Raw genomic sequence first — 25,089 nt, forward strand, 5'->3', positions numbered from 1 at the left:
GAGCGTGCCGCCGCTCGTGCTGAGGACACCAGCGTCGGGAGGGGACTTCGGTCGTCTCCGGGCGGAGTTCGCGCTGCCGGAGTCGTTCGGGCCCGCGGTGCTCGCGGAGGCCGAAACGGCGGTGCTCGATCCGCTCTCCTCGGCGGGCGGCCGCGAGGACGCCACCGACCTGCCGTTCGTCACGATCGATCCGCCCGGGTCCAAGGACCTCGACCAGGCGATGGTGATCGAACGACTCGGCAGCGGGTTCCGGGTGCAGTACGCGATCGCGGACCTGGCGGCGTTCGTCCCGCCGGGCGGCGCGCTCGACCACGAGGCGCGGCGGCGCGGGCAGACGCTCTATCTCCCGGACGGCAACGTCCCGCTGCATCCGCCGGTGCTGTCCGAGGGCGCGGCCAGCCTGCTGCCGGGCGAAGTGCGCCCGGCGGTGCTGTGGACCATCGACGTCGACGAGGCCGGGGAAATTGTCGCCACCCGGGTCCGGCGGGCGCTGGTGCGCTCGACGGAGCAGCTCGACTACGAAGGGGTCCAGGCGTCGCTGGACGCCGGGCGGCCGCATCCGTCGGTGGCCGCGTTGCCGGAGCTGGGCCGGTTGCGGCGCAGCCTCGCGGTGCAGCGCGGCGCGGTCGAGTTGCAACTGCCGGAGCAGGAGATCAGCGGCGACGTCGACGGCGGCTGGATTCTCGCTCGCCGGCCGCGGACGGTCGTCGACGCGTGGAACGCCGAAATCTCTTTGCTCACCGGGATGGCCGCGGCGCGGATCATGATCGACGCCGGGATCGGGGTGCTGCGGACGCTGCCGTCCCCGGAACCGGACGCGGTGGAGTGGCTGCGCCGGTCCGCGGCGGCGGTCGGGCTGGCGTGGCCGGTCGAGCTGACGGTGTCCGAGTTTCTGTCTACTTTGGACCCAGGACAGCCCGCGTCGATGGCGCTGTACGCGGACACCACCCGGCTGTTGCGGGGCGCGGGCTACACGGCTTTTGCCGGGGAATTGCCCGCGGTTACCACGCACGCGGGAATCGGCGGAGCGTACGCGCACGTCACGGCGCCGATTCGGCGGCTCGTCGACCGATTCGGCACCGAGGTGTGCCTGGCGGTGACGGCTGGCCGCGAGGTGCCGGATTGGGTGCGCGAGGCGTTGTCCGAAGTGCCGGCGTACATGTCCGCTTCGGACAGTCTGGCCGCGCGGGTCGAACGCGCGTGCATAGATCAGGTCGAGGCGTGGGTACTCGCTGAGCATGTGGGTCGCGAGTTCACCGCGGTGGTGTTGCGTGCGGACGAGGCGCGGGCGGAGATCCTGGTCGAGGATCCGCCGGTGATGGCGAAGTGTTCCGGCGAGAAGTTCCCGGAGGGCGAGCGGATCGCGGTGCGGCTGACCGAAGTGGACGTCGAGCAGCGGAAGGTGTCGTTCGAACGGGTATGAGGAACGCGGAACTGGTCGATGATCTCGGCGAGCCGGTGCCGATCGAGGGCTCGCCGCGGCGGGTCGTGTCGTTGGTGCCGTCGCTGACCGAGGCGGTCGAGGCGAGCGCGCCCGGGCGGCTGGTCGGGGCGACGGACTACTGCACGCATCCGGCTGATCTGGACGTGGAACGGGTGGGCGGGTCGAAGTACCCGAAGCTGGACCGGGTGCTGGCGCTCGAACCGGATCTGGTGCTGGCGAACTCCGAGGAGAACCGGCCGGAGGACGTGGAAACCCTGCGCGCCAACGGGATTCCGGTGTTCGTCATGGCCGCGGCGGAGTCGGTGCCCGCCGCGCTGGGTTCACTGCGGCGGATTTTCGGCCAGGTGTACGGCATCGACGAACCGGAATGGCTCGACACCGCGGACGAACTGTGGCGCGAGGTGCAACCGGTGCGCTACCGGGCGGTGATTCCGGTGTGGCGCAAGCCGTGGATCGTGCTGGGCCGTGACACCTTCGCCGGAGACGTGCTGCGCCGGATCGGGGTCGAGAACGTCTACTCCGGACACTCCGAACGGTATCCCCGGCCGTCGCTGGAAGAACTCCAGAAGACCGGGGCCGACCTGGTCGTACTGCCCGACGAGCCGTACGAGTTCACCCAGGACGACGGCCCCGGCTTCTTCCCGGAGATGCGCCCGGTGCTGCTCTCCGGGCGCTACCTCACGTGGTACGGACCGTCTCTGGTGGACGCCTACGCGGCGCTCAGAGAGTCAGTCCGGTAAGGACAGTCACGCGCTCCTCGGTGAAGTCCGCCATCGCCGCCGCCGGGCCTTCGCGGCCGACGCCGGAGTCCTTCACGCCGCCGTACGGCATCTGGTCGGCGCGGAAGCTCGGCACGTCGCCGACCAGCACACCGCCCACCTTGAGCCGCGCCGACACGTCGAACGCGGTCGGCAGGTCGCGCGTGAACACGCCGGTCTGCAAACCGAAGCGGGACGCGTTGATCCGCTCGACGCCGTCGTCCACAGAGGACACCCGGACCAGCGAGACCACTGGGCCGAACACCTCGTCCGCCATCACGGAAACGTCCTCGGGAACCTCGGAGAGCACGGTCGGCTCCACCGTCGCGCCCGAACGGCCGCCGCCGGCCAGCAGCTTCGCCCCGGCGACCACCGCGTCGGTGACCCAGGATTCGACCCGCGTAGCAGCCGCCTCGTTGACCAGCGGGCCCACGTCGACGCCGTCCTCGCGCGGGTTTCCGGTGCGCAGCGCGGCGACCTGCTCCAGCACCTTCTGCTGCAGCTCGTCGTAGACGTCGGTGTGCGCGTACACCCGCTGCACCGAAATGCACGACTGTCCCGCCTGGTACATGGCGAACGTCGCGATCCGCTGCGCGGCGAAGTCCAGGTCAGTCCAATCCGGACAGACGAGAACCGCGCCGTTGCCGCCGAGTTCCAGCGCGACGTGCTTGCGCGGCACGCTGTCGCGGATCGCCCAGCCGACCGGAACCGAACCGGTGAACGACACGACCGGCAGCCGCGGGTCCTTGACCAGTTCGGCGGTGGCCTCGTTGCCCAGCGGCAGGATCGACCAGCTGCCCGCCGGAAGGTCGGTCTCGGCGAGGATCTCGCCGAGCAGCAGCGCGGTCAGCGGCGTCGCCGGGGCGGGCTTGAGCACGATCGGCGCGCCGACCGCGATCGCCGGGGCGACCTTGTGCGCCACCAGGTTCAGCGGGAAGTTGAACGGCGTGATGCCCAGCACCGGACCGCGCGGCACACGCCGGACGAGCGCGAGTCGTCCGGTGCCGCCCGGATCGGTGTCGAGGCGCTGCAGGTCGCCGGAGAACCGGCGGGCTTCCTCGGACGCCCAGCGGAACGTCGACACCGCACGGCCGACCTCGCCGCGCGACCACTTCAGCGGCTTGCCCGATTCGGCGGTGATCAGCTGCGCGATTTCCTCGGTGCGCTCGGAAAGCCGGCGCGAGATGTGGTCGAGCGCGCCCGCGCGGACGTGTGCGGGCAGCGTCGCGTACTCGTCGGCGACGTCGGCCGCGGCCTGAACCGCGGCCTCCACCTCGGACTGCCCGGGAACGTAGTGCGCACCGGCTTCGGAACCGTCGAACGAATGCCGGACGACGGTCGTTTCGCTGCTGGTTACCGGCTTTCCGGCCACCCAGAACGGGTAAGTCACTTGCGGGCCTCCGTGCGGATCGCGTACTCGAGAACGGCGAGGCCTTCGTCGAGCAACTCGTTGGACAGGGACAGCGGGGGAAGCAGCCGGACGACATTGCCGTACGTGCCGCAGGTCAGCACCACGACACCCTGTGCGTGGCAGGCGGCGGCGATGCGCTTGGTGAGGTCGGCGTCCGGCTCGTTCGTGCCCGGCTTGACGAACTCGGCGGCCAGCATCGCGCCGCGTCCGCGCACGTCGCCGATCACGCCGGTTTCCGTGGCCAGCGCCCGAAGCCGCGGCAGCACCAGTTCCTCGATGCGCTTCGCGGAACCGGTCAGGCCGTCGTTGCGCATGGTCTCGATCGCGCCCAGCGCCGCGGCGCACGCGATCGGGTTGCCGCCGTAGGTGCCGCCGAGCCCGCCCGGGCCGACCGCGTCGAGCAGCTCCGCGCGCCCGGTCACCGCGGCGAGCGGCAGCCCGCCCGCGATGCCCTTGGCCGTGCAGACCAGGTCCGGGACGACGTCCTCGTGCTGCGAGGCGAACCAGTTGCCGGTGCGGCAGAAGCCGGTCTGCACCTCGTCGGCGACGAACACCACGCCGTTCGCCTTGCACCACGCGGAAATCGCGGGCAGGAAGCCGGGAGCGGGCTCGATGAACCCGCCCTCGCCCTGGATCGGTTCGAGCACGACGGCCGCGACCTGGTCGCCGCCGATCTGCTTCTCGATCCGGTCGATCGCCTGCCGCGCGGCCTCCGGGCCGGCCAGCCCGTCGCGGTACGGGTACGAGCCCGGCACGCGGTACACCTCGGGCGCGAACGGGCCGAAACCGTGCTTGTAGGGCACCGATTTCGCGGTCATGCCCATGGTCAGGTTGGTGCGGCCGTGGTAGGCGTGGTCGAACACCACGACGGCCTGGCGGCCGGTGGCGGTACGGGCGATCTTCACCGCGTTCTCGACCGCTTCCGCGCCGGAGTTGAACAGCACCGACTTCTTCGCGTGGTCGCCCGGCGTCAGCTCGGCCAGCGCCTCGCACACCTCCACGTACCCCTCGTACGGGGTCACCATGAAACAGGTGTGGGTGAACCGCGCCGCCTGCTCGCGCACCCGGTCGACCACCTCGGGCGCGGAGTGCCCGACGCTCGTCACCGCGATCCCGGAACCGAAGTCGATCAGCACGTTGCCGTCGGCGTCGGTGAGCAGGCCGCCGCTGGCGGAGGTGATGTAGGCGGGCAGCGTCGACGCGACCCCGGCGGCGACCGCGTTCGCGCGGCGCTCCTGCAGCGCGCGGGAAACGGGCCCGGGGATCTCGGTCTGCAGCCTGCGCTGCCGGGGTGCCGGAGCCTGCGGCTCGGCGGCGGTGCTCGTGGTCACGGATCGCTCCTGTACGCGTGAGTGGGTCGCCCTCAGGATGGGGCCTGCACCGTCCGCCGTCAGCTGGCCGTTCTGTCCAACTTGGTGACTACAATTAGCCGTTATGGCACTCACCCTGCGGGCGCTGGCCGCCGAACCCGCGCTCGGCCTGCGCGTGGTCGCGGGCGAGGCCGGGCTGGACCGCCCGATCGGCTGGGTGCACCCGACCGAGCTGACCGACCCGCAGAGCTTCCTCGAAGGCGGGGAACTGCTGCTCACGACCGGTCTGACGCTCTACAGCGCGACGTACGCCGCGTACGTCCGGCGGCTGGTCGACGCGGACGTCGCCGGGCTCGGCTTCGGCGTCGGGCTGAGCCACGCGAAGGTGCCGGACGCGTTGGTGGCGGTCGCCGACGAAGTCGGGTTGCCGGTGCTGGAGGTGCCGCGGAAGACGCCGTTCATCGCGATCACGCGTGCGGTGTCCCGGTCAGTCGCGGCCGACGAGTACGCCGCGACGGTGCGGATCGGCCGCGCCCAGCAGGAGCTGACCCGGACCGCGGTCGGGCGCGGCGGTGCCGGGGGAGTGGTGCGGCGGCTTGCGCGGCTCATCGACGGCTGGGTCGTGCTGTACGACTCCGCCGGACGCATGCGAGAGGCGTCGTCGGCCAAAGCGCGCAGTGTCAAGCTGGACATCACCGGGCTTCGGGCGGGCACCCGAGTGGTGTCCCATGGCGACGACGAAGTGGTCATCCAGACTCTGCATACGCGGGGTGCCTTGGCGGTCGGTACTGCCGAACCGTTGGACAGCACCGGACGCTACATCGTCAACACGGCTGTATCCCTGCTTTCCCTTGCGCTGGAACAGGATCGGGCACAACGACTCTCGCTGTCCCAGCTGCATACCGGCGTGCTGGAGCTGCTCGCCGCCGGACATGACGAGCTGGCCCGCGACGTGGTACCCGATCTTCCGCCCGAGCCGTGGACGGTGCTCGCGGTGGCCGGGAGCAAGTCGGCGCGGAACACGCTGTACGAACGGCTGGAAACCCTTGCCGGACAAGTATTCGCCGCACACCGTGGAGACAAGCTGATCGTGCTGGCGGAGAACGACGAGGTGAGCGCGATCGTCGCGGAAACCGGGGAGTTCCACAGTGGACTGTCCACCGGGGAGTTCCCGACCGCGTTGAGGCAGGCGGAGGAGGCGGCCGAGGCGGCGCGGACCCAGCGCGTGCCGCTCCTGCGCTACGCCGACCATGCCGGGGCCGGATTGCTCGGCTTGCTCGATCAGCAAGCCGCGCAAGCGTTTTCCGACCAGCTCCTCGCGCCGGTAAGGAAGTTCGACCGGACCGGCGGCCGCGGCGACCTGGAACTGTCGCTGCGCTGCTGGCTCGAACACCACGGCCACTGGGACCTCGCCGCGACGAAACTCGGCGTGCACCGGCACACCTTGCGCAACCGGGTCGCCAAAGCGGCCGAGCTGCTGGGCCGGGACCTCGACGCGCCCGGCGTCCGCGCGGAACTGTGGTTCGCTCTCCAGATCAGGTCGTGACCAGCAGCGTGATCGGCGAATCCCCGCACCGCCGCAACGTCGTCCCGCCCGGCGCCGTATACGGCTCCGCGCCGGAGGCCCACCAGGCAGGCACGTCGATCTCGCGCACCAGCGACCCGGTCGCCTTCCGCACGCTGTTCGACACGATCACCCGGCCCTGCGCGTTGAGCAGCGCGGCGGTCCGGCCGAGCGCGCGAAGCCGGCGACTCACCGTGCGCTCGAACTCGCGCACATACACGTCCGCACCAACGACCCCGGCGAATTCCTCACCGCGAGTGACCGGAACGGTGAAGGTCAGCGTGTACTCGTCGGTGCAGAGATAGTCCACGTACGGCCCATTGACATGCCGTTGCCCGCTGTCGCGCGGGACGGTGAACCAGGATTGCCGCGTGTAGTCCAGGAAATTGGGGCTCTCCGGATCGAGGCTGATGAACAGCTGTTCCGGCGCGCCGTCGTCGGTGCGGCACGAAGTCCACCATTCGAAGCCGAGTTCCTGATCGGCAAGGACATTCGGCGCGCTCACGAAGCCCGCGCCGACCACGAGGCCGCCGAGCGCCTCGATGACCTGCGGCCGGATCGCGTGCAGCGACTCGGCGGACAGGTCGCCGGATTCGGCGAGCAGCGTCTCGGCGGCGGCCAGAACTGGTTTCAGGCGCGCGAAAATCTCCTCGACGAGGGAGGAAACCTGGGTCACTACCTCTTCGCCGGTCAGCGTGCGGGTGTCGGTCACGATGCTCACCTCGTGATGCGGGTCATCGGAGCTTACGGCGTTTCGAGGGTCAGGTGCAGATCCGCGAGCCGATCGAGCGCTCCGAGGAGGTGGTCTTCGGTCAAAGCGCGCGCCCGATCGCCGTCGGCCGAGGCGATCGCGGAGACGATCGCCTGGTGCTCAGCGTAGGACCCCCGGCAGGTTTCCTTGTCGCCGAGGGGCGCCCAGAGCAATACGCCGTGTTCGCTCTGCAGCTGAACTTCCTGGTTGGTGAGCCGCGGGGACTGCGCGGCGGCGGCGACTTCGAGGTGGAAATGCCTTTCCGCGCGGGTCGCGTCGGGGCCGCTCGCGCCGAGGAGGTCTTCCGCGGTGAGCCGCAGCCGTTCGAGGTCTTCGGGGGTGCTGCGTTCGGCGGCGAGTTTCGCCGCCGAACCCGCGACGGCGAGGTAGTGGTCGCCGAAGTCGCGAAGGTCGGCCATGGAGACCAAGCGCAGGCGTTCGGCCCACGAGCTCTGCGCGGGCCAGTCCGGCGTGCGCACGAAGCTGCCGCCGCCGCGCCCGCGCCGCGTTTCGACGAGGCCCTGCTGCCGCAGCACCGCGAGCGCCTCGCGCACGGTGACCGTGGAGACGCGGAACTGCGCGGCGAGTTCGGCCTCGCTCGGCAACTGCTCGGCGTCGTCGAGGAGACCGAGCGTGATGGCGTCGAAGAGCCGCGCCGCGACCGCCTCCGCGCGCCCCACCTGTTCCAGCGGGGCGAACATCGCCAGTCGTGCGCTGTTCGACATCTCCTTGCGCATCGTTGGTCCACCCGTCTCGGCATCCGTTGGAGCCAATCCTGCCCCAGGGCCTTGTCATTTGAAATATGGAGTTATATGTTTCATCCTGCCACGGAGAGTCAGGAGGCGCACGCGTGCAGGAGTTGAAGCACTATGTCGGCGGGACCTACGTCGACTCGCTGTCCGGAAAGGTCGCGGAAATCGTCGACCCGGTTACCGGCCGTGCGTACTGCACCGCGCCGGTGGCCGGCGCCGAGGACGTGGACCGCGCGCTGAAGGTCGCCGCGGAAGCGTTCGAAAGCTGGCGCGAGACCACCCCGGCGCAGCGGCAGCTCGCACTGCTCAAGATCGCCGACGCGCTCGAGGCGCGCGGCGAGGAGATCATCCGCGTCGAAGCGCAGGACACCGGCAAGCCGTTCGCGCTGACCATGGAAGAGGAGCTGCCCGCGGTCATCGACCAGGTGCGCTTCTTCGCCGGCGCCGCGCGCGTGCTCGAAGGCCGTTCGGCCGGCGAGTACATGGAAGGCCACACGTCGTTCATCCGCCGCGAGCCGGTCGGCGTCTGCGCGCAGGTGACGCCCTGGAACTACCCGCTGATGATGGCGATCTGGAAGATCGCGCCGGCGCTCGCCGCGGGCAACACCATCGTGCTCAAGCCGTCCGACACCACGCCCGCCTCCACGCTGCTGCTCGCCGAGATCTGCGGCGAGCACCTGCCCGCGGGCGTGTTCAACGTGATCTGCGGCGACCGCGACACCGGGCGCGCGTTGGTAGAGCACGACATTCCGGCCATGGTGTCGATCACCGGCTCGGTGCGGGCGGGCATCGAGGTCGCCGGTTCGGCGGCGCACGACGTCAAGCGCGTGCACCTCGAACTGGGCGGCAAGGCCCCGGTGATCGTGTTCCCGGACGCCGATCTCGAAGCGGCCGCCGAAGCCATTGCCGCGGCGGGGTATTTCAACGCGGGCCAGGACTGCACGGCCGCCACTCGCGTGCTGGTGCACGACGACGTGCACGACACCTTCGTCAACGCGCTCACCCGCCAGGCCGAGGCGAACAAGACCGGCACCGGCGACGACGTCGCGTTCGGCCCGCTCAACAACGCCGCGCAGCTGGACAAGGTTTCCGGCTTCATCGACCGGCTGCCGGAGCACGCGACTGTCCACTGTGGAGGACGGCGGTCCGGCGACGAGGGCTACTTCTACGAGGCCACCGTGGTTTCCGGCGTCCGGCAGGACGACGAGATCATCCAGAACGAGGTCTTCGGCCCGGTCATCACGGTGCAGCGGTTCACCGACGACGACGAAGCGCTCAAGCACGCCAACGGGGTTCCCTACGGCCTCGCTTCCTCGGTGTGGACCAAGGACCACCAGCGCGCCATGAAGTTATCGGCGAAACTCGACTTCGGCTGCGTGTGGATCAACACGCACATTCCGCTCGTGGCCGAGATGCCGCACGGCGGGTTCAAGCGGTCCGGCTACGGCAAGGACCTCTCGCTGTACGGCCTCGAGGACTACACCCGCGTCAAGCACGTGATGAGTGCGCTGTAGCCGTCGTGACCAGATCCATCGGAAGGCCTGTCATGCCCCATCAAGCCCCCGCCGAGACCCGGCCGCCGGGAAGGCGTCCGCAGTCCGCGCAGCCGGCGATCCGGCTCACCGGACTGGAAAAGCACTTCGACAAGGTGCGTGCCGTGGACGGGGTCGACCTCGACATCCCGCCCGGCGAGTTCTTCTCGATGCTCGGCCCGTCCGGTTCCGGCAAGACCACCGTGCTGCGGGTGATCGCCGGCTTCGAACTGCCCACCGCGGGCACGATCGAACTCGAAGGCAAGGACGTCAGCCAGCTCGCCCCGTTCGACCGCGACGTCAACACGGTTTTCCAGGACTACGCGCTCTTCCCGCACATGACAGTGCAGCAGAACGTGGAGTACGGCCTGAAAGTCAAGCGGGTCGCGAAAGCCGAACGCCGCGAGCGCGCGAAAGAAGCGCTGCGCACGGTGCGGCTGGAGGATTACGGCGACCGCAAACCGTCGCAGATGTCCGGTGGCCAGCGGCAGCGCGTAGCACTCGCGCGCGCTCTGGTGAATCGCCCGAAAGTGTTGCTTTTGGACGAACCCCTTGGCGCGCTTGACCTCAAGCTGCGCCAGACCATGCAGGTCGAGCTCAAGCAGATCCAGCGCGAGGTCGGCATCACCTTCGTCTTCGTCACCCACGACCAGGACGAGGCGCTCACGATGAGCGACCGGATCGCCGTGTTCAACGCGGGCCGCATCGAACAGGTCGGCACTCCGGTCGAGGTGTACGAACGCCCGGCAAGTGCTTTCGTGGCAGGGTTTGTCGGCACGTCGAACCTGCTCAGCGGGCGGAGCGCGGAGGCGGTGATCGGCAAGCCGGGCGTGTACAGCATCCGGCCGGAGAAGATTCGCATCGACGGAGACCTTGCGTCCCCGGCCGGTCCCGGAGAGACTTCTGCGACCGGTTCCATCACGGATGTCGTTTATGCCGGTTCGACGGTGCGCTACGCTGTCGCGCTCGATGCCGGGGGCCAATTGTCCGTTGTCCGCCAGAACACCAGCGAACCGACCGAATTCGCAGACGGTCGCGTTCGCCTGCGCTGGCGCCGCGAACACAGTTTCCGGGTCCCCGAAGCCGGCTAGTTCCTCACGGGAAGGTTTCTCTCGCTATGAAGAACAGGAAGACGCTGCTCGCAGGGCTGTGCGGCGTGAGCCTCCTGCTCGCCGCCTGCGGCACCTCGGGCTCCGACTCCAAGGCGGGGTCGGCGCCGGGCGCGCAGGGCTTCACGCCGCCGAAGCTGAACGCGCTGACGCAGCTCGGACAGCCGGAAGGCCAGCTGAACGTGCTGGCGTGGCCCGGATACGCGGAAAACGGCCAGAACGACGCGAAGGTCAACTGGGTCACGCCGTTCGAGCAGCAGACCGGCTGCAAGGTCAACGTCAAGCCGTTCGGCACCTCGGACGAGGCCGTGACGCTGATGAAGACCGGGCAGTACGACGTGGTTTCCGCGTCCGGCGACGCCTCGCTGCGGCTGGTCGCCTCGGGCGACGTCGAGCCGGTCAACACCGCGCTGGTCCCGAACTACAACGACATCTACCCGTTCCTCAAGAACAAGTCGTGGAACAGCGTCAACAACGTCGCCTACGGCATCCCGCACGGCTGGGGCGCGAACGTCCTGGCCTACCGCACCGACAAGGTGCAGCCGGAGCCGACGTCGTGGTCGCCGATGTTCGACGAGAAGTCGCAGTTCAAGGGCAAGGTCATCGCGTACGACTCGCCGATCTACATCGCCGACGCCGCGCTGTACCTGATGGCGCACCAGCCGGATCTCGGCATCAAGAACCCGTACGCCTTGGACGACAAGCAGTTCAAGGCGGCCACGGACCTGCTGAAGAAGCAGCGCCCGCTGGTCGAGGAGTACTGGTCGGACTACCTCAAGGAAACGCAGTCGCTCAAGAGCGGCGACGGCGTGATCGGCACGGCCTGGCAGGTGACGGTGAACCTCGCGAAGAGCGAGGGCGCGCCGGTCGCGGCCACGGTGCCGAGCGAGGGTGCGACCGGCTGGTCGGACACCTGGATGGTGTCCGCGAAGTCGCAGCACAAGACGTGTGCGTACAAGTGGATGGACTACATCACGAGCCCGAAGGTGAACGCCCAGGTCGCCGAGTACTTCGGCGAGGCCCCGGCGAACTCCAAGGCCTGTGCGGAGTTCAAGGACAAGTCGCTGTGCGACACCTACCACGCCAACGACGCCGCGTACGCCGCGAAGATCCAGTACTGGACCACGCCGATCCCGCAGTGCCTTGACGGCCGCACGGACGTCAAGTGCAAGGACTACGGCGACTGGACCCGGGCCTGGACCGAGATCAAGGGCTGATCGACTCTCGCGGATGCCGGTACCCACCGCGCCGGCATCCGCGAGTCCGCCGGGGGCTGCGGGCCCTCCCCAATGTTCCCGCAGCCCTCGGCTCTTCTCCCGTCTCCACCGGAAAGTGCTACGACATGACCGCCGTGAGCTCGCCGAGTCACCGCATCTCGGCTTTCTTCCACCGCAAACCCCAGCTGCGCCTCGGCCTTTTGCTCACCGCGCCGATGCTCTGGCTCGGCCTGGCCTACCTCGGCGCGCTCGCCGCCCTCTTCATCACGGCCTTCTGGTCCACCGACGTCTTCACCGGCAAGGTGGTCACCGACTGGTCCTTCGACAACTTCGTCACTCTTTTCAGTGATTCTGTTTATCGCACGATCACGTTCCGCACCGTCGGCATCGCGCTGCTGGTGACCGTGATCGACGCGGTGATCGCGTTCCCGATGGCCTTCGCCATGGCCAAACTCGCGTCGCCCAAGGCGCAGCGCGTGCTGGTGATCATGGTGATGACGCCGCTGTGGGCGAGCTACCTGGTGAAGGCTTACGCGTGGCGGACCCTGTTGTCCGGCAACGGAGTGCTGAACTGGCTGCTGGACCCGCTCGGCCTTTCCGCGCCGGGATACGGCGTCACCGCCACCGTGATCACGCTGTCCTACCTCTGGCTCCCGTACATGATTCTCCCGATCTACGCGGGCCTCGAACGGCTTCCGGTGTCCCTGGTGGACGCTTCCGGCGACCTCGGCGCGAAATCGTTCCGCACGTTCCGTTCGGTGATCCTGCCGCTGACCTTCCCGGCGATCGTCGCGGGCTCGATCTTCACCTTCTCGCTTTCGCTCGGCGACTACATCGCGGTGAAGATCGTCGGCGGCACGTCGCAGATGCTCGGCAACGTCGTGTACGACAACATCGGCGCGGCCAATAACCTGCCGTTCGCCGCGACCGTCGCGACGGTCCCGGTCGTGATCATGCTCGTCTACCTGGCCGCGGTGCGTCGCACCGGTGCGCTGGACAACCTCTAGGAGACCGCCGTGCGGATGTCGAAACCCGCCCGGGTGCTGTTGTGGACCGCGCTCGGCGCCGGATTCGCGGTGATCTATTTCCCGCTGCTGGTGGTCCTGCTGAACTCGGTGAACGCGGACACCACGTTCGGATGGCCGCCCAAGAGCTTCACGCTCGAATGGTGGGGCCGGGCGATCACCAACGAGGGCGCCCTGCACGCCTTGTGGACCAGCGTCATCGCCGGCCTGTCGGCCACCGCGATCGCCTTGGTGCTCGGCACGATGGCCGCGTTCGCGCTGCAGAAGTACCGGTTCTTCGGCCGGAACTCGTTGTCGCTGCTGGTGATCCTGCCGATCGCGCTGCCCGGCATCGTCACCGGCATCGCGCTGAACAACGCGTTCCGGACGATCTTCGGGCTCGACCTCGGCCTGATGACGGCGATCGTCGCGCACGCCACCTTCTGCATCGTGGTGGTGTTCAACAACGTGGTCGCCCGGTTGCGCCGGATGGGCGGAAACCTGGAAGAAGCGTCGATGGACCTCGGCGCGGACGGCATGACGACGTTTCGCCTGGTGACGTTCCCGATGCTGCGTTCCGCTTTGCTGGCAGGCGGTTTGCTCGCGTTCGCACTGTCGTTCGACGAGATCATCGTGACGACGTTCACCCTCGGCACCGGCATGGAAACGCTGCCGATCTGGATCTACAACAACCTGTTCCGGCCGAATCAGGCCCCGGTGGTCAACGTGGTCGCGGCGGTGCTGATCGTCGTCTCGACGGTGCCGGTTTACCTGGCACAGCGGCTTTCCGGCGGCGACAGCTCCAGCGGCGGCCGGATCTAGCTCCGAAGGTCCGTGAAGGGCTCCTTGAGGGAATCAGATTCCTTCAGGGAGCCCTTCACGGCTTTTAGCGGAACCCGTCGGTCGCCTCGCGGAGAGCGGCGAGGATTCCCGGGTCGGTCACGGCGTGCCCCGCGGATTCGGTGAGCTTCAACGTCGAACCGGGCCACGCTCGATGCAGCTGGTACGCGGTGATCGGCGGGCACACCGCGTCGTAACGCCCCTGCACCAGTACGCCCGGGATCCCGGCGAGCTTCCCCGCGTCCCGGATCAGCTGGCCTTCTTCCAACCACGCGCCGTGCTGGAAGTAGTGCACCGCAAGACGAGCGAACGTCAACGCGAACTGCGGATTCGCGTATCGGTCCACAAAGGACTGTTGCGGCAGCAACGCGACCGTCGCGCCTTCCCAGACGCTCCAGGCGATCGCCGCCCGTTCGCGCACCGCGCGATCGGGGGAGTGGAGCAGTTCGGCGTACCCGGCGAGCGGATCCTCCCGCTGCCGCTCGTCCAACGGCTCCAGGAAGGCGTCCCATTCCGCGGGGAAGAGATTCGCCGCACCGCCGCGGTAGAGCCAGTCAAGCTCCCGCTTCCGCACAGTGAAAATCCCGCGCAGCACCATTTCCGACACTCGCGACGGGTGGGTTTCCGCGTACGCCAGGGCAAGCGTCGAACCCCACGAGCCCCCGAAAAGCTGCCAGCGCTCGATGTTCAGCCGTTCGCGCAGCAGCTCCATGTCGGACACCAAGTGCCACAACGTGTTCGCCGACAGATCTTCGCCCGCGTTAGGGGTGCTGCGTCCGGCGCCGCGCTGGTCGAACAGGATGATCCGGTACGCCTCGGGGTCGAAATGCCTCCGGGTCATCGGGGAGACGCCGCTCCCCGGCCCGCCGTGCAGCACCACCACCGGTTTCCCCTGCGGGTTCCCGGCTTCCTGGCAGTAGATCCGGTGCCCGTCGCCGACGTCCAGCATTCCGTCGGCGCGCACCGGGATCGGCGGGTAAAGCTCGTCCATACCGGACACTCTTCCCGACGGCTCTCCGGGCCGGGAAGGGAGGGTGGGGGCCCGCCCCCGCCGCCGGGCTGAGCGGGCCCCCGTCTGTGATCGCGGTCAGCAGCCTAGTGTCGCGGCTACGTTCGCGAAGCCCTTCCCGGCGTTCGTCACCTTGTTGCTGGCGCAGACCTTGTTCCCGGTGGCCGCTTTGACCACGTAGAAACCGTAGGCCGAGGGCGCCTGCACGTCCGCGGTGTTGTCCGAGAAGGTGTTGTCCCGGCCCCAGCCGTCGACCTGCACGTGGACCTCGAACGACCCGTAGGTCGCGTCGTGCACGAAGACCTTGCTGCCCTTGTTGCCGGTGACCAGATATCCGTTGCCCTTCACGTCGACCCAGCTGTCGGCGTAGTTCTCGCCGCTCTGGCCGGTGCCGTCGAAGGTGTTGCCGCGCAGTTCGCCGCCGGTGGTGCCTTCCTTGACGTCGATCGATTCCGCGCGCACGTTCGGCCCGATCTTGTTGCCGATGGCCTTGTTGCGGTCGCTGTGGTCGGGCTGCCCGCCGGGCCAGTTGCTGTTGGCCGAACCGAAGTAGATGCCCTCGCCGAACCCGCCGTTTTCCTTGCCGGTGTCGGAGATTTCGGAGTTCTGCACGACGTTGTCGCTGCTGCCGTGCTGGAAGTGGATGCCCTCGTTGCCGATGCCGGTCACCTTGAGCCCGTCGACCAGCGTGTGGTTGACGCCCAGCGCCATCACGCCCTTCTGGCCGCCGGTGACGGTGAAGCCGGACAGCGTCCAGTAGCTGCCGGTCAGCTCGATGGTGCGGCCGCCGGACGCCTGCACGACCGCGCTGCGCGGGCCGGTGAGCGTGATGCGCCCGTTCGCGGTGCCGTTGACGGCGGCCTTGAAGTTGCCGGTGTAGGTGGTGTTCGCGGCGAGCTGGATCGTGGTGCCCGGCTTGGCCGAGGCCAGCGCGGTCTTCAGCTCGGCGGAGTTCTTGACCTGGACCGTCCCGGCGGACGCCGCGGGTGTGGCGAGTGCGAGCAATGCTGCGGCTCCGGCGGTTGCTGCCAGAACTCGATCGCGGACGCGCATTCCAACCCTCCTCGTCGAGGCTCGATGACTTCGGATGCGGCGTGCGCTCACGCTAAGACATCGAGAGAACACTGGTCAAGTACATGATTGATGTTCATGGATGTGAACAGGATGAACAACGGGTGGCCGGAAAGTGTCGCCTGCGACTGTTCCCGCCCGGCTTGCTCGGAGTTAACCCGGTCCTCGGTAGCTTTTCCGCGGAATGCCCGAACTGCGGCGAGAAAGGCTTCGTGAATGTCCGCGGTCAGCTACCTCGAGTCCATTGTCGTCGGCGCTTTGCAAGGCGTGTCGGAATTGTTTCCGGTGTCCAGTCTCGGGCACAGCGTCCTGTTGCCCGCGCTCGTCGGCGGAAGCTGGGGACGCGACCTGAGCATCGGGAAGGATTCGCCGTATCTCGCCGTGCTGGTGGCGATGCACGTCGCCACCGCGATCGCGCTGGTCCTCTTCTTCCGGCGCGACTGGGTGCGCATCGTCACCGGCCTGTGGACGTCGATCCGCCGCCGCGAGGTCCGCACGGCCGACCAGCGGCTCGCGTGGCTGCTCATCCTGGCCACGATCCCGGTCGGGATCGCCGGGCTGCTGCTGGAAAGCCTGCTGCGCGACGTACTAGGCAAACCCGTCCCCTCGGCGATCTTCCTCGCGCTCAACGGCGGGGTGCTCTACGCGGCGGAGAAGTTCTCCCGGAAGCCCAAGCCGGGAGTGGCGCAGGTCTCGCGCGAGGAGGAGACCATCGACTTCAGCGCCGAGGACACGATGGTGATGCGCGCGGTGACCGTCGAAGAGGCCACCGACGTCCGGCTGTCGAAGCTGAGCGTGAAGGAAGCCGTGCTGATCGGTTCGGCGCAGATTTTGGCTCTGCTGCCCGGAATCAGCCGCTCCGGCATCACCATGGTGGCCGGTCTGCGCCGCGGGCTCGACCACGAGGACGCCGCCCGGTTCGCCTGGCTGCTGGCGACCCCGGTGATCCTTGCCGCGGGCGCGCTGAAGATGCCCTCGCTGTTCACGCCGGAGAACAAGCCGTCGCTCGGCCCGGCGCTGGTCGGCAGCGTGGTGGCGTTCGTGGCGTCCTACATTTCTGTCCGTTTTCTGACGAAATACTTTGAAACGCGCACCTTGACCCCCTTCGCCATCTACTGCGCGGTCGCCGGAATCGGCAGCCTGATCTTCTTCGCGGTGTCAGGGGCGGCGTAGGGCGCAATTTCGCCGGGTGCACACTGAACGCATCGAAATCGTGCCTGACCTGCCGCCGCTGAGCGGATCGACGCTCTTCACGGCCTGGACCGTCGACGTCCCGGCCGTGCTAGTCGCGCTCGCGCTCGGCACCGGCTACGTCGTGGCGGCCCGCCGTCAGGAGTGGTCGGCCGGACGCACCACAGCGTTCCTCTCCGGGCTGGCCACGCTCGTCCTCGTCACGTGCTCGTTCCTCGGCGTGTACGACACGACGCTGTTCTGGGTCCGCGCCACGCAGAACACCGTGCTGCTGATGGTCACGCCGCTGCTCCTCGCGCTCGGCGCGCCGGTGACGCTGCTTATGCGCACCGCGCCGCCTAAGCTCGCTACATGGCTGCGTACGCACGGCCGTGGTCGCTTCGCACAGTTCATCACGTTCCCGCTGTGCGTCACCGTGGTGCTGATCGCACCGTTCCTGCTCATCTACCTGACGCCGCTGTACGAGCTTTCGCTCGACTCGGCGGTCGTAGGCGGCCTCGTACGCGTAGTGCTCGTACTGGCTGGCTTCCTGTACTTCTACAGCCGCGTGCAGCTCGATCCGACGCCGCGCGACGGCTCGCATCTGGTGTCGGTGTGGATCTCGTTCACCGAAGTGGTGTTCGACGGCGCACTCGGCCTGGTGCTGTGGCTCGGGCCGTTGCTCGCGCCCGCGCACTACGACGCGGTCCACCGCGACTGGGGTCCGGACCGGCGGACGGACCAGATCATCGGCGCGGGCGTGCTGTGGATCGGCGGAGACGTCGCCGGGCTGCCGTTCGTCGGCGCGCTCTTCATCCGGTGGGCGCGCGACGACGAGAAACGGGCCAAACGGCTCGACCGGAAACTCGACGAGGAGGCAGCGGCAGGCGAGGCGCCGGCGAAGGGACTGTGGTGGGAGAACGATCCCGAACTCGCCGAACGGTTCCGCCGCTCGTGAGTGCCGGCTCGCACCGGCACTCACGAGGCAGCTCAGTGGAACGCGTGCTCCGGCGCCGGGAACTCGCCGCGCCGGACGTCCTCGGCGAACGCCGTCGCGGCACTCCGCAGCACCCCGGCGACGTCGGCGTACCGCTTCACGAACCGCGGGGCCTTGCCGCGGCGCAGCCCGGCCATGTCCTGCCAGACCAGCACCTGGGCGTCGCAGTCCGGACCGGCTCCGATGCCGACCGTCGGGATCTTCAGCTCGTGCGTGACGCGCTTGGCCGCCTCGGCGGGCACCATCTCCATCACGACCGCGAACGCGCCGGCTTCCTGCAGGGCCAGCGCGTCGGCGAGCAGCTTCTCCGCCGCTTCGCCGCGCCCCTGCACCCGGTAGCCGCCGAGGTTGTGCTCGCTCTGCGGGGTGAAGCCGATGTGGCCCATGACCGGGATCCCGGCCGAGGTGAGCGCCTCGACGTGCGCCGCGAACCGGTGCCCGCCCTCGAGCTTGACCGCGTGCGCGCGGCCCTCCTTCATGAACCGGACGGCCGTGGCCAGCGCCTGCTCCGGGGAAAGCTGGTAGGAGCCGAACGGAAGATCGGCCACCACGAGGGCGCGTTTCGCCGCCCGGGTGACCGAGCGGACCAGCGGGAGCAGTTCGTCGACCGTGACCGGCAGCGACGTGTCGTAACCGAACACGTTGTTCGCCGCGGAGTCGCCGACCAGCAGCACGGGGATGCCTGCTTCGTCGAAAAGCTCGGCGGTATACATGTCGTAAGCGGTGAGCATCGGCCACGGTTCGCCGCGGTCCTTCAGCTCGCGCAGATGATGGATCCGGACTTTTCGCGGCTTGGGACCGGCGGCGTTCGCGGGCCCGTTTCCGTAAGGGGCGGCCACCTCGCCGGAGGCGCCGTCGGGTTGGGCAGACTGGGCAGACATCGTCGTCGACCGTCCTTCCCTCGAGGCCTCGCTGAGGTCCCCGGGTCGTGGAGTCAGTACCGGACACAGCGTGACACGCGCGCGGGAGGGCCCCAAGGTCGTGCGACCAGCTTCACACGGCCGGGGAGCGACAACCGTTTTGCCTCCTGTGACGTCTTGATGGGCATCGGGCCGATATGCGCCCGATGGTGAGAAGGTCCGGCGCGCCCCCGACGGTCGCGCCGCAAGAAAGGTACCGATGGGAACCCCAGTGAGCGCCCGCCCGCGCAGCCTCGGCTGGAAGGCCCGCGCCGGCGGTCTCGTGGCCACTGTCGTGCAGCTCGCGGCGATCTTTTCGATCGTGCTGCTGCTCGCCGGCGGGCGGCACGGGCACCTGCTGAACGGCATCGACATGGCCTTCGGCGTGGTGAGCGTGCCGACCAGTTCGAGCCTGGTGATCGTGCTGCTGCTCGTCGTGCTCGGCGCGGCGCTGCGCCGGCGCAAGAAGGCCGCGCTGTACGTGCTCGTGCTGTTCCAGATCGCCGGACTGGTGACCACGCTGGTCCTGCAGGCGCTGCTGCTGTGGGCTCCCGACCTGCTGACTCTCACCGCTCGCCAGATGCGCCACATCCCGACCCGGGTGGGCGCGCTCGCCGTCGCCGACGTGATCTCGATCCTGCTGATCGTGTTCCTGCTGGCGCTGCGGCCCGCGTTCCCCGCGCGGCTCGCGCCCGGCGCCTGGTGGAACGGCCTCACGGTGCTGTTCGTCGGGTTCCTCGGGGTGATCGTGCTCGGCTGGGCGCTCACCGAGGTCTTCCCGGGAAGCCTCGGCGATGCTTGGGAGAGGTTCGCCTGGGTGGTCAACCACGCCACGGGCGAGAACCTGCAGCTGCGCCGGATCGGCGTCGGCGAAGGCCCCGCGTGGATCGACGTGGTCCTCGACCTCGGCGCGACCTTCGTGTCCACCGCCGCGCTGTACACGCTCTTCCGCGGCGTACGCAGCCGTCGCATTCGGACAGACGAGGAAGAGCTGCGGTTGCGCCGTTTGCTGGGGGAGTTCGGCGAGGACGATTCTCTCGGCTACTTCGCGACGCGCCGCGACAAGAGCGTCATGTTCGCGCCCAACGGCCGCGCCGCGGTGACGTACCGCGTGCTCGCCGGCACCACGGTGGCGAGCGCGGACCCGATCGGCGACCCAGACGCGTGGCCGGAAGCGGTGCAGGCGTGGCTCCACGAAGCGCGTACGTACGGCTGGACGCCAGGCGTGCTCGGCGCGAGCGAGAAGGGCGCGAAGGTGTACGCCGCGGCGGGGCTGCGCGCGCTGCAGATCGGCGACGAAGCGGTCCTCGACGTCCGCGAGTTCTCCCTCACCGGCCCCGAGCGGAAATCTGTGCGGCAGGCGGTGAAACGGATCCAGCGCGCCGGGTACACCGCGCAGGTCCGGCGGCACAGTGAAATCCCCGAAGACGAGATGGCGCAGTTGCTCGCCCGCGCGCAGCAGTGGCGCGTCGACGAGACCGAGCGCGGCTTCTCGATGGCACTCGGCCGTCTCGGCGACCCGAGCGACGGCCGCAGCGTGATGGTCGAGGCGTACGACGCGCGCGGCGAACTGCGCGGCCTGCTGTCGTTCGTGCCGTGGGGCCGCCGGGGCCTTTCGCTCGACCTGATGCGCCGTGATCGGGACGCCGAAAACGGGCTCAACGAGTTCATGGTCGCCGAGGTCGTCGCGGCCGCCCAGCACATCGGCACCCAGCGGATCTCGCTGAACTTCGCGATGTTCCGCGCGGTGTTCTCCGAAGGCGAGCGCATCGGCGCCGGCCCGGTGCTGCGCGCGTGGCGGGCGGTGCTCGGCGTCGCGTCGCGGTTCTTCCAGCTGGAATCGCTGTACCGGTCGAACGCCAAGTACGGCCCGGAATGGGAACCGCGGTTCCTCTGCTACTCCTCCGCGCGACGGCTCCCGAGGGTCGGCATCGTCGCGGGCGCGCTGGAGGGCTTCGTGCCCACCGGACGCGCGCGGTCGTTGCGGCTGGAGAACGTGGGGGAGGACTTCGTCGCGCAGGTCCGGCGGATCGACGAGGAAACGGCGCAGGTCGCACCGCGCGCCAAGCGCCGCCCGGAGCAGGTCCGCGTGCGAGTGGCCAAAGTGGACAAACTGCGGGAACTCGGGGTGGACCCGTATCCCGTCGGCTTCTCCCGCGAGGACCAGCTCGGCGACATCGTGCGCGCGTTTTCCGCGCTGGAACCGGATTCCCACACCGGAAAACGCGTCCGGGTAGCCGGCCGGGTACTGGCCCTGCGCACCCTCGGCGGACTGTGCTTCGCGCGGATCAAGGACTTCTCCGGCGAATTGCAGCTGATGCTCGACGCGAAGGTCCTCGACCTGACCGGCTGGCGCAGCGGCGTCGACCTCGGCGACCACGTCGGCGTGAGCGGCGAGGTCATCACGACCCGCCGCGGCGAGCTGTCGGTGCTCGTGGACGAATGGACCATCACCGCGAAGTGTCTGCACCCGTTGCCGGACAAGCGAAAGGGCCTCACCGATCCGGAGACGCGCGTCCGGCAGCGCTACCTGGACCTGGCGGTGAACCCCGACTCCGCGAACATGCTCCGCCTCCGCTCGACGGTCGTCCGCGCCGTCCGCGAACGCCTGCACAAGGACGACTTCCTCGAAGTCGAAACCCCGATGCTGCAAACCATCCACGGCGGCGCCAACGCGCGGCCGTTCGTCACGCACATCAACGCGTACGACATGCGGATGTACCTGCGGATCGCCCCGGAGCTGTACCTGAAGCGGCTGTGCGTGGCCGGGGTCGAGCGGGTTTTCGAGCTGAACCGGAACTTCCGCAACGAGGGCGTGGACGCGACCCACAACCCGGAATTCACGATGTTGGAGGCGTACCAGGCGTACGCGGACTACAACGCCATGCGGCACCTGATGCGCGACCTGATCCAGTACGCCGCCGAAGCCGCGTACGGCGCACAGATCGTGCGACGCCCCGACGCCGACGGTCGCATCGTCGAACACGACATCTCCGGCGACTGGCCTGTCATTCCGGTGCACAAGGCCGTGTCGGACGCTCTAGGCGAGGAAATCGACTCGCACACCCCGATCGCCACCTTGCGGAAACTGTGCGCCGCCGCCGGAGTTCCGGTTCCCGAGGACGCCAGCGCAGGCGACTTGGTCCTGAAGGCACACGAGCACCTGGTCGAGGGCTCGACGGTGCTGCCGACCTTCTACACCGACTACCCGACCGAGGTCTCCCCGCTGACCCGCCAGCACCGCACGGACCCGCTCCTGGCAGAACGCTGGGACCTGATCGCGTTCGGCTCGGAAGTCGGGACGGCGTACACGGAACTGACCGACCCGTTGGAGCAGCGCCGCCGCTTGGAAGCACAGTCGCTGCGCGCCGCGAGCGGAGATGTCGAGGCAATGGAACTGGACGAGGACTTCCTGCTGGCGCTGGAACACGGAATGCCCCCGACCGGCGGTCTTGGTCTCGGGGTGGACCGGCTGCTGATGATGCTGAGCGGAACCTCGATCCGGCAGACGGTGCTCTTCCCGTTCGTCCGCCCGCAGGGGTGAGGGAGGCTTCTCGTCGGCTGGACTAGTGCGGCTGCACGTACGGGTGCTTCCCGTCAGCCGCGCCTGCTCCTTGCGGAACCGCTGGATTCCACAGCTCTGGGCTGCCCTGGCGGATGTCAGCGACAGCAGACGTCGCGCGGATTTCTGGCGAAATCACGACGGCAGGAGTCCGCCGCTCCCTGCCGGTCTGTCGTGCGGACCCGCGCCTATTTCTCCTCGGAACCGCGATCGCGAGAGTCTGCTGCCTGCGGATGTCGGCGTCTGCACACTCGGTGCCGAATTCTCGCGGAGTTGCGACCGCAGGAGCCGGTGGCTGTGGCTGGCTCCGCCTGGTGTCTGCAACTGCAGATGCAGGGCTGCTTCTCACGGAACCGCAAGAGCCCGCGGCACCGGCTGGCCCCGTGATGTCTGGCGCCGCAGGCACCGTGCCCGCTGCTCCGCGAAGCCGCGACCGCGGGAGTCCGCGGCTCCCGCTGAGTCGCGGGTGTCGGCGTCTGCAGGCACAGTGTGCAAAGCCGTAACCGCCGGAGTCCGCGGCACCGGCTGCCCCGTGGATGTCTGGCGCTGCAGGCACCGTGCCCGCTGCTCGCGTAGCCGCAGCCGTAGGAGTCCGCGGCTCCCGCTGCCCCGTGGATGTCTGCCGCTGCAGACATCGCGCCCGCTGCCCCGCGAAGCCGTAACCGCGGGAGTCCGCGGCACCGGCTGACCCATGAATGTCTGCCGCTGCAGACACCGTGCCCACTGCTCGCGAAGCCGCAACCGCCGGAGCCCGCGGCCCCGCCGACCCGTGCATGTCGGCGTCCGCAGACATGCACGCCCACTATTCGCGAAGCCGCAACCGCAAGAATCCGCAGCTCTCCGCACCCCCGCGAGGTCCGCAATCGCATGCGGGCCGCCGCGGCCGATCGCCATCTGCCCCGGCCGTCCTTCGCCGCGAGCAGGCCCGAGCATGTCCTGCGGCGGCCGCACCGACCGTCGCCGGGACCTGCTCACAGCGATCGGTGACCATCCCGCCGCCTCTCCTCCCAGCTCTCCCCGTCAACCCGAGGTCCCCGCCGGGGCAGGTATTGGCAGTCCGCCAACCATGATCCGGTAACCTCCACCAGGGATTCGGTGCGTGAGTTCGTGGTAGCGGATGGTGTCCGGAACCTCCGGTAAGTCACGGGTGTGACACCATCCGGCACTTCGTCGCAGAGATTCGCTTAGGGTGGGCAAGTGCATGCTGCGCGGGTGGCTTCGTTAGTCCTGCTCGGACTGGGTTTGGCGGGATATTCCGCGTGGCTGCTGGAGTTCTTCATGCAGACCGGGGTGTCGCCGACCGAACAGCCGGTCTGGGATTTGTTCTATGCGCAGCCGGTCTTCGCGGTCGCGACGGGGATCGGCGGTCTGGCCTTCCTCCTCACCGGCCCCGCCCTCATGCGGCTCGCGCCGACGCACTGGAGCGGGCGGCTGACGTCGGTTTCGGTGTCCGCGTTCGGGATCGTGCTGATGGTGTACGCCGGGGTCCCGGAGACCGTGGTGACTCCGAATCTGCTGAGCGCGGCCGTGGCCGTCGGGGCGCTGAGCCTGGTCTTTTGGTGGCCGTCGGGCTGGCGAGCCTGTGCGGTGGGGTGCCTGGTAGTCGTGCTGATCGCGTGGGCGCTGGTGGTGGCGTCGACGCTTACCGGACACCTCGAAGGCGTCTTCACGCGAGTGCAGTTGGTGGTGCACGCGGTGCAGGTCGTGGTCGGCGGCGCGTACGGCTTGCAGACCCCGGTTCCGGTCAGCGGCCGGAAATTGTCGGTGGCGGATGCGATGCTGCGGAGCAACAGACAGCGGAAGTGAGGCCACCATGGCTGGCAATGTCTCCCTGACCCCCGACGAACGCGGCGGTCTGCTCGGTTTCCTGGCACAACAGCGTCAGGCGATGAAGGTCGCCGCGTACGGCCTGACCGACGACCAGGCGCGCGCCGTGCCCAGCGCGAGTGCCCTGAGCGTCGGCGGATTGCTGAAACACGTGTCGTCCACCGAAAGCGGCTGGATCGACCTGGTCCTGAAAATCGAGCCGAAGCCCTTCGCCGAAAGCATGGCGGCCTATCAGGAGAACTACCGCCTGGGCCAGGACGAAACGCTGGAATCGGTTCTCGCCGCCTACGACCGCGTGGCCGCCCGCACCGAGGAGGTCATCGCCGGAGTCCCGGACCTGAACCAGGAAGTCCCGATCCCGAAGGGCGTGCCCTGGTTCCCGAAGGACGCCTCGGCGTGGTCCGTCCGCTGGGTGCTGCTGCACCTGATCGAGGAAACCGCCCGGCACGCCGGCCACGCCGACATCGTCCGCGAATCCCTGGACGGAGCCACCGCCATGCCCCTGCAAGCCGCGGCGGAAGGCTGGCCGGAGACGGACTGGCTGAAACCGTGGAAACCGGCGGAATGAGCCTGACTCTCGCGCGCTGATTCGTTCCGTTGGCCGCACCTGCGCCAACCGCGGGTGCCCCCGGGCTGACTTTGGCGCGCTGGCCACCGAACGGGCCGGACTTGCAACGGCCTGAGTCGGCGGTGGTAGGCAGACGGGCTTGTTGGTGTCGCTGCAGGACTTCCCGAGCCGCGCCTTCGGCCCGTTTGCCGTGGCTGGCGCATGTCGTTCGCGCCGCCGCGCTATTTCGGCTGGTGTTGCTTGCCTGGGTTGGGCCCTGGGCGGGCTATGGGGTCGGCTTCGATTGCCGGTTGC

Annotated in this window: 20 protein-coding genes; 13 read left to right on the forward strand and 7 right to left on the reverse strand. The window is 68.8% G+C overall.

The annotated features are described in order from the left end of the window. The first annotated feature begins 4 nt into the window (after positions 1-4). Both CU254_RS04340 and CU254_RS04345 read left to right on the forward strand, forming a co-directional pair. Positions 5-1,423, forward strand: a complete 1,419-nt coding sequence (locus CU254_RS04340) for an RNB domain-containing ribonuclease (protein WP_009073111.1) — start codon at positions 5-7, stop codon at positions 1,421-1,423. Next, positions 1,420-2,184, forward strand: a complete 765-nt coding sequence (locus CU254_RS04345; protein WP_037712512.1) for a helical backbone metal receptor — start codon at positions 1,420-1,422, stop codon at positions 2,182-2,184. Before CU254_RS04340 ends, CU254_RS04345 begins: the two co-directional genes overlap by 4 nt. Here CU254_RS04345 and CU254_RS04350 read toward each other — a convergent pair. Both CU254_RS04350 and gabT read right to left on the reverse strand, forming a co-directional pair. Beyond that, positions 2,165-3,592, reverse strand: coding sequence for an aldehyde dehydrogenase family protein (locus CU254_RS04350; RefSeq protein ID WP_009073115.1), 1,428 nt, complete (start codon positions 3,590-3,592; stop codon positions 2,165-2,167). The genes CU254_RS04345 and CU254_RS04350 overlap by 20 nt on opposite strands. Further along, a complete protein-coding gene (gabT, locus tag CU254_RS04355; RefSeq protein ID WP_009073117.1) occupies positions 3,589-4,944 on the reverse strand; it encodes a 4-aminobutyrate--2-oxoglutarate transaminase in 1,356 nt (451 codons plus the stop codon). Before gabT ends, CU254_RS04350 begins: the two co-directional genes overlap by 4 nt. Before the next feature lie 103 nt (positions 4,945-5,047). Between gabT and CU254_RS04360 the strand changes: the two genes are divergently transcribed. Next, positions 5,048-6,469, forward strand: a complete 1,422-nt coding sequence (locus CU254_RS04360; RefSeq protein WP_009073120.1) for a PucR family transcriptional regulator — start codon at positions 5,048-5,050, stop codon at positions 6,467-6,469. Here CU254_RS04360 and CU254_RS04365 read toward each other — a convergent pair. Together CU254_RS04365 and CU254_RS04370 are read right to left on the reverse strand one after the other, a co-directional pair. Beyond that, positions 6,459-7,199, reverse strand: a complete 741-nt coding sequence (locus CU254_RS04365; RefSeq protein ID WP_037716557.1) for a cache domain-containing protein — start codon at positions 7,197-7,199, stop codon at positions 6,459-6,461. The genes CU254_RS04360 and CU254_RS04365 overlap by 11 nt on opposite strands. A gap of 32 nt (positions 7,200-7,231) precedes the next feature. Further along, positions 7,232-7,975 carry a FadR/GntR family transcriptional regulator gene (locus tag CU254_RS04370; protein ID WP_009073124.1) on the reverse strand — a complete coding sequence of 248 codons (744 nt, stop codon included), beginning with the start codon at positions 7,973-7,975 and terminating at the stop codon, positions 7,232-7,234. Positions 7,976-8,088: 113 nt separating this feature from the next. Between CU254_RS04370 and CU254_RS04375 the strand changes: the two genes are divergently transcribed. The 5 genes from CU254_RS04375 to CU254_RS04395 all read left to right on the forward strand — a co-directional run bounded on the left by CU254_RS04375 (position 8,089) and on the right by CU254_RS04395 (position 13,674). Next, positions 8,089-9,504, forward strand: coding sequence for a gamma-aminobutyraldehyde dehydrogenase (locus tag CU254_RS04375; RefSeq protein WP_009073126.1), 1,416 nt, complete (start codon positions 8,089-8,091; stop codon positions 9,502-9,504). Between the two features lie 32 nt (positions 9,505-9,536). Continuing rightward, positions 9,537-10,613 carry an ABC transporter ATP-binding protein gene (locus CU254_RS04380; RefSeq protein WP_009073128.1) on the forward strand — a complete coding sequence of 359 codons (1,077 nt, stop codon included), beginning with the start codon at positions 9,537-9,539 and terminating at the stop codon, positions 10,611-10,613. 26 nt (positions 10,614-10,639) lie between these two features. Next, complete coding sequence (locus CU254_RS04385) at positions 10,640-11,848, forward strand: ABC transporter substrate-binding protein (RefSeq protein WP_009073131.1); 1,209 nt, start codon at positions 10,640-10,642, stop codon at positions 11,846-11,848. Between the two features lie 125 nt (positions 11,849-11,973). Continuing rightward, a complete protein-coding gene (locus CU254_RS04390) occupies positions 11,974-12,855 on the forward strand; it encodes an ABC transporter permease (RefSeq protein ID WP_009073133.1) in 882 nt (293 codons plus the stop codon). A 15-nt stretch (positions 12,856-12,870) separates the two neighbouring features. Next, positions 12,871-13,674, forward strand: a complete 804-nt coding sequence (locus tag CU254_RS04395; protein WP_369871134.1) for an ABC transporter permease — start codon at positions 12,871-12,873, stop codon at positions 13,672-13,674. 64 nt (positions 13,675-13,738) lie between these two features. On the opposite strand, the gene pip is transcribed toward CU254_RS04395, so the two are convergent. After that, the gene (gene pip, locus CU254_RS04400; RefSeq protein ID WP_037712516.1) at positions 13,739-14,683 is read right to left on the reverse strand and encodes a prolyl aminopeptidase; all 945 of its coding nucleotides are present in this window, start codon (positions 14,681-14,683) and stop codon (positions 13,739-13,741) included. A gap of 96 nt (positions 14,684-14,779) precedes the next feature. Further along, positions 14,780-15,754 (reverse strand): right-handed parallel beta-helix repeat-containing protein, encoded by a 975-nt coding sequence (locus CU254_RS04405; RefSeq protein WP_037712518.1) that lies wholly within the window; start codon positions 15,752-15,754, stop codon positions 14,780-14,782. Positions 15,755-15,988: 234 nt separating this feature from the next. Here CU254_RS04405 and CU254_RS04410 point away from each other — a divergent pair, with 234 nt between their 5' ends. Then, complete coding sequence (locus CU254_RS04410; RefSeq protein WP_009073141.1) at positions 15,989-16,945, forward strand: undecaprenyl-diphosphate phosphatase; 957 nt, start codon at positions 15,989-15,991, stop codon at positions 16,943-16,945. A gap of 16 nt (positions 16,946-16,961) precedes the next feature. Further along, the gene (locus CU254_RS04415) at positions 16,962-17,900 is read left to right on the forward strand and encodes a cytochrome c oxidase assembly protein (protein ID WP_009073143.1); all 939 of its coding nucleotides are present in this window, start codon (positions 16,962-16,964) and stop codon (positions 17,898-17,900) included. A gap of 32 nt (positions 17,901-17,932) precedes the next feature. Here CU254_RS04415 and panB read toward each other — a convergent pair whose 3' ends face one another. Then, the gene (gene panB, locus CU254_RS04420; protein ID WP_009073144.1) at positions 17,933-18,820 is read right to left on the reverse strand and encodes a 3-methyl-2-oxobutanoate hydroxymethyltransferase; all 888 of its coding nucleotides are present in this window, start codon (positions 18,818-18,820) and stop codon (positions 17,933-17,935) included. Positions 18,821-19,058: 238 nt separating this feature from the next. Here panB and lysX point away from each other — a divergent pair, with 238 nt between their 5' ends. The 3 genes from lysX to CU254_RS04435 all read left to right on the forward strand — a co-directional run bounded on the left by lysX (position 19,059) and on the right by CU254_RS04435 (position 24,795). After that, complete coding sequence (lysX, locus tag CU254_RS04425) at positions 19,059-22,382, forward strand: bifunctional lysylphosphatidylglycerol synthetase/lysine--tRNA ligase LysX (protein WP_037712520.1); 3,324 nt, start codon at positions 19,059-19,061, stop codon at positions 22,380-22,382. A gap of 1,230 nt (positions 22,383-23,612) precedes the next feature. After that, positions 23,613-24,206, forward strand: coding sequence for a hypothetical protein (locus CU254_RS04430; RefSeq protein ID WP_100266702.1), 594 nt, complete (start codon positions 23,613-23,615; stop codon positions 24,204-24,206). 7 nt (positions 24,207-24,213) lie between these two features. Next, entirely contained in the window at positions 24,214-24,795 is a 582-nt protein-coding gene (locus CU254_RS04435; RefSeq protein ID WP_009073148.1) for a DinB family protein, read from the forward strand. Positions 24,796-25,089 lie beyond the last annotated feature (294 nt).

It is taken from the genome of Amycolatopsis sp. AA4, assembly GCF_002796545.1.
Taxonomy (GTDB): domain Bacteria; phylum Actinomycetota; class Actinomycetes; order Mycobacteriales; family Pseudonocardiaceae; genus Amycolatopsis.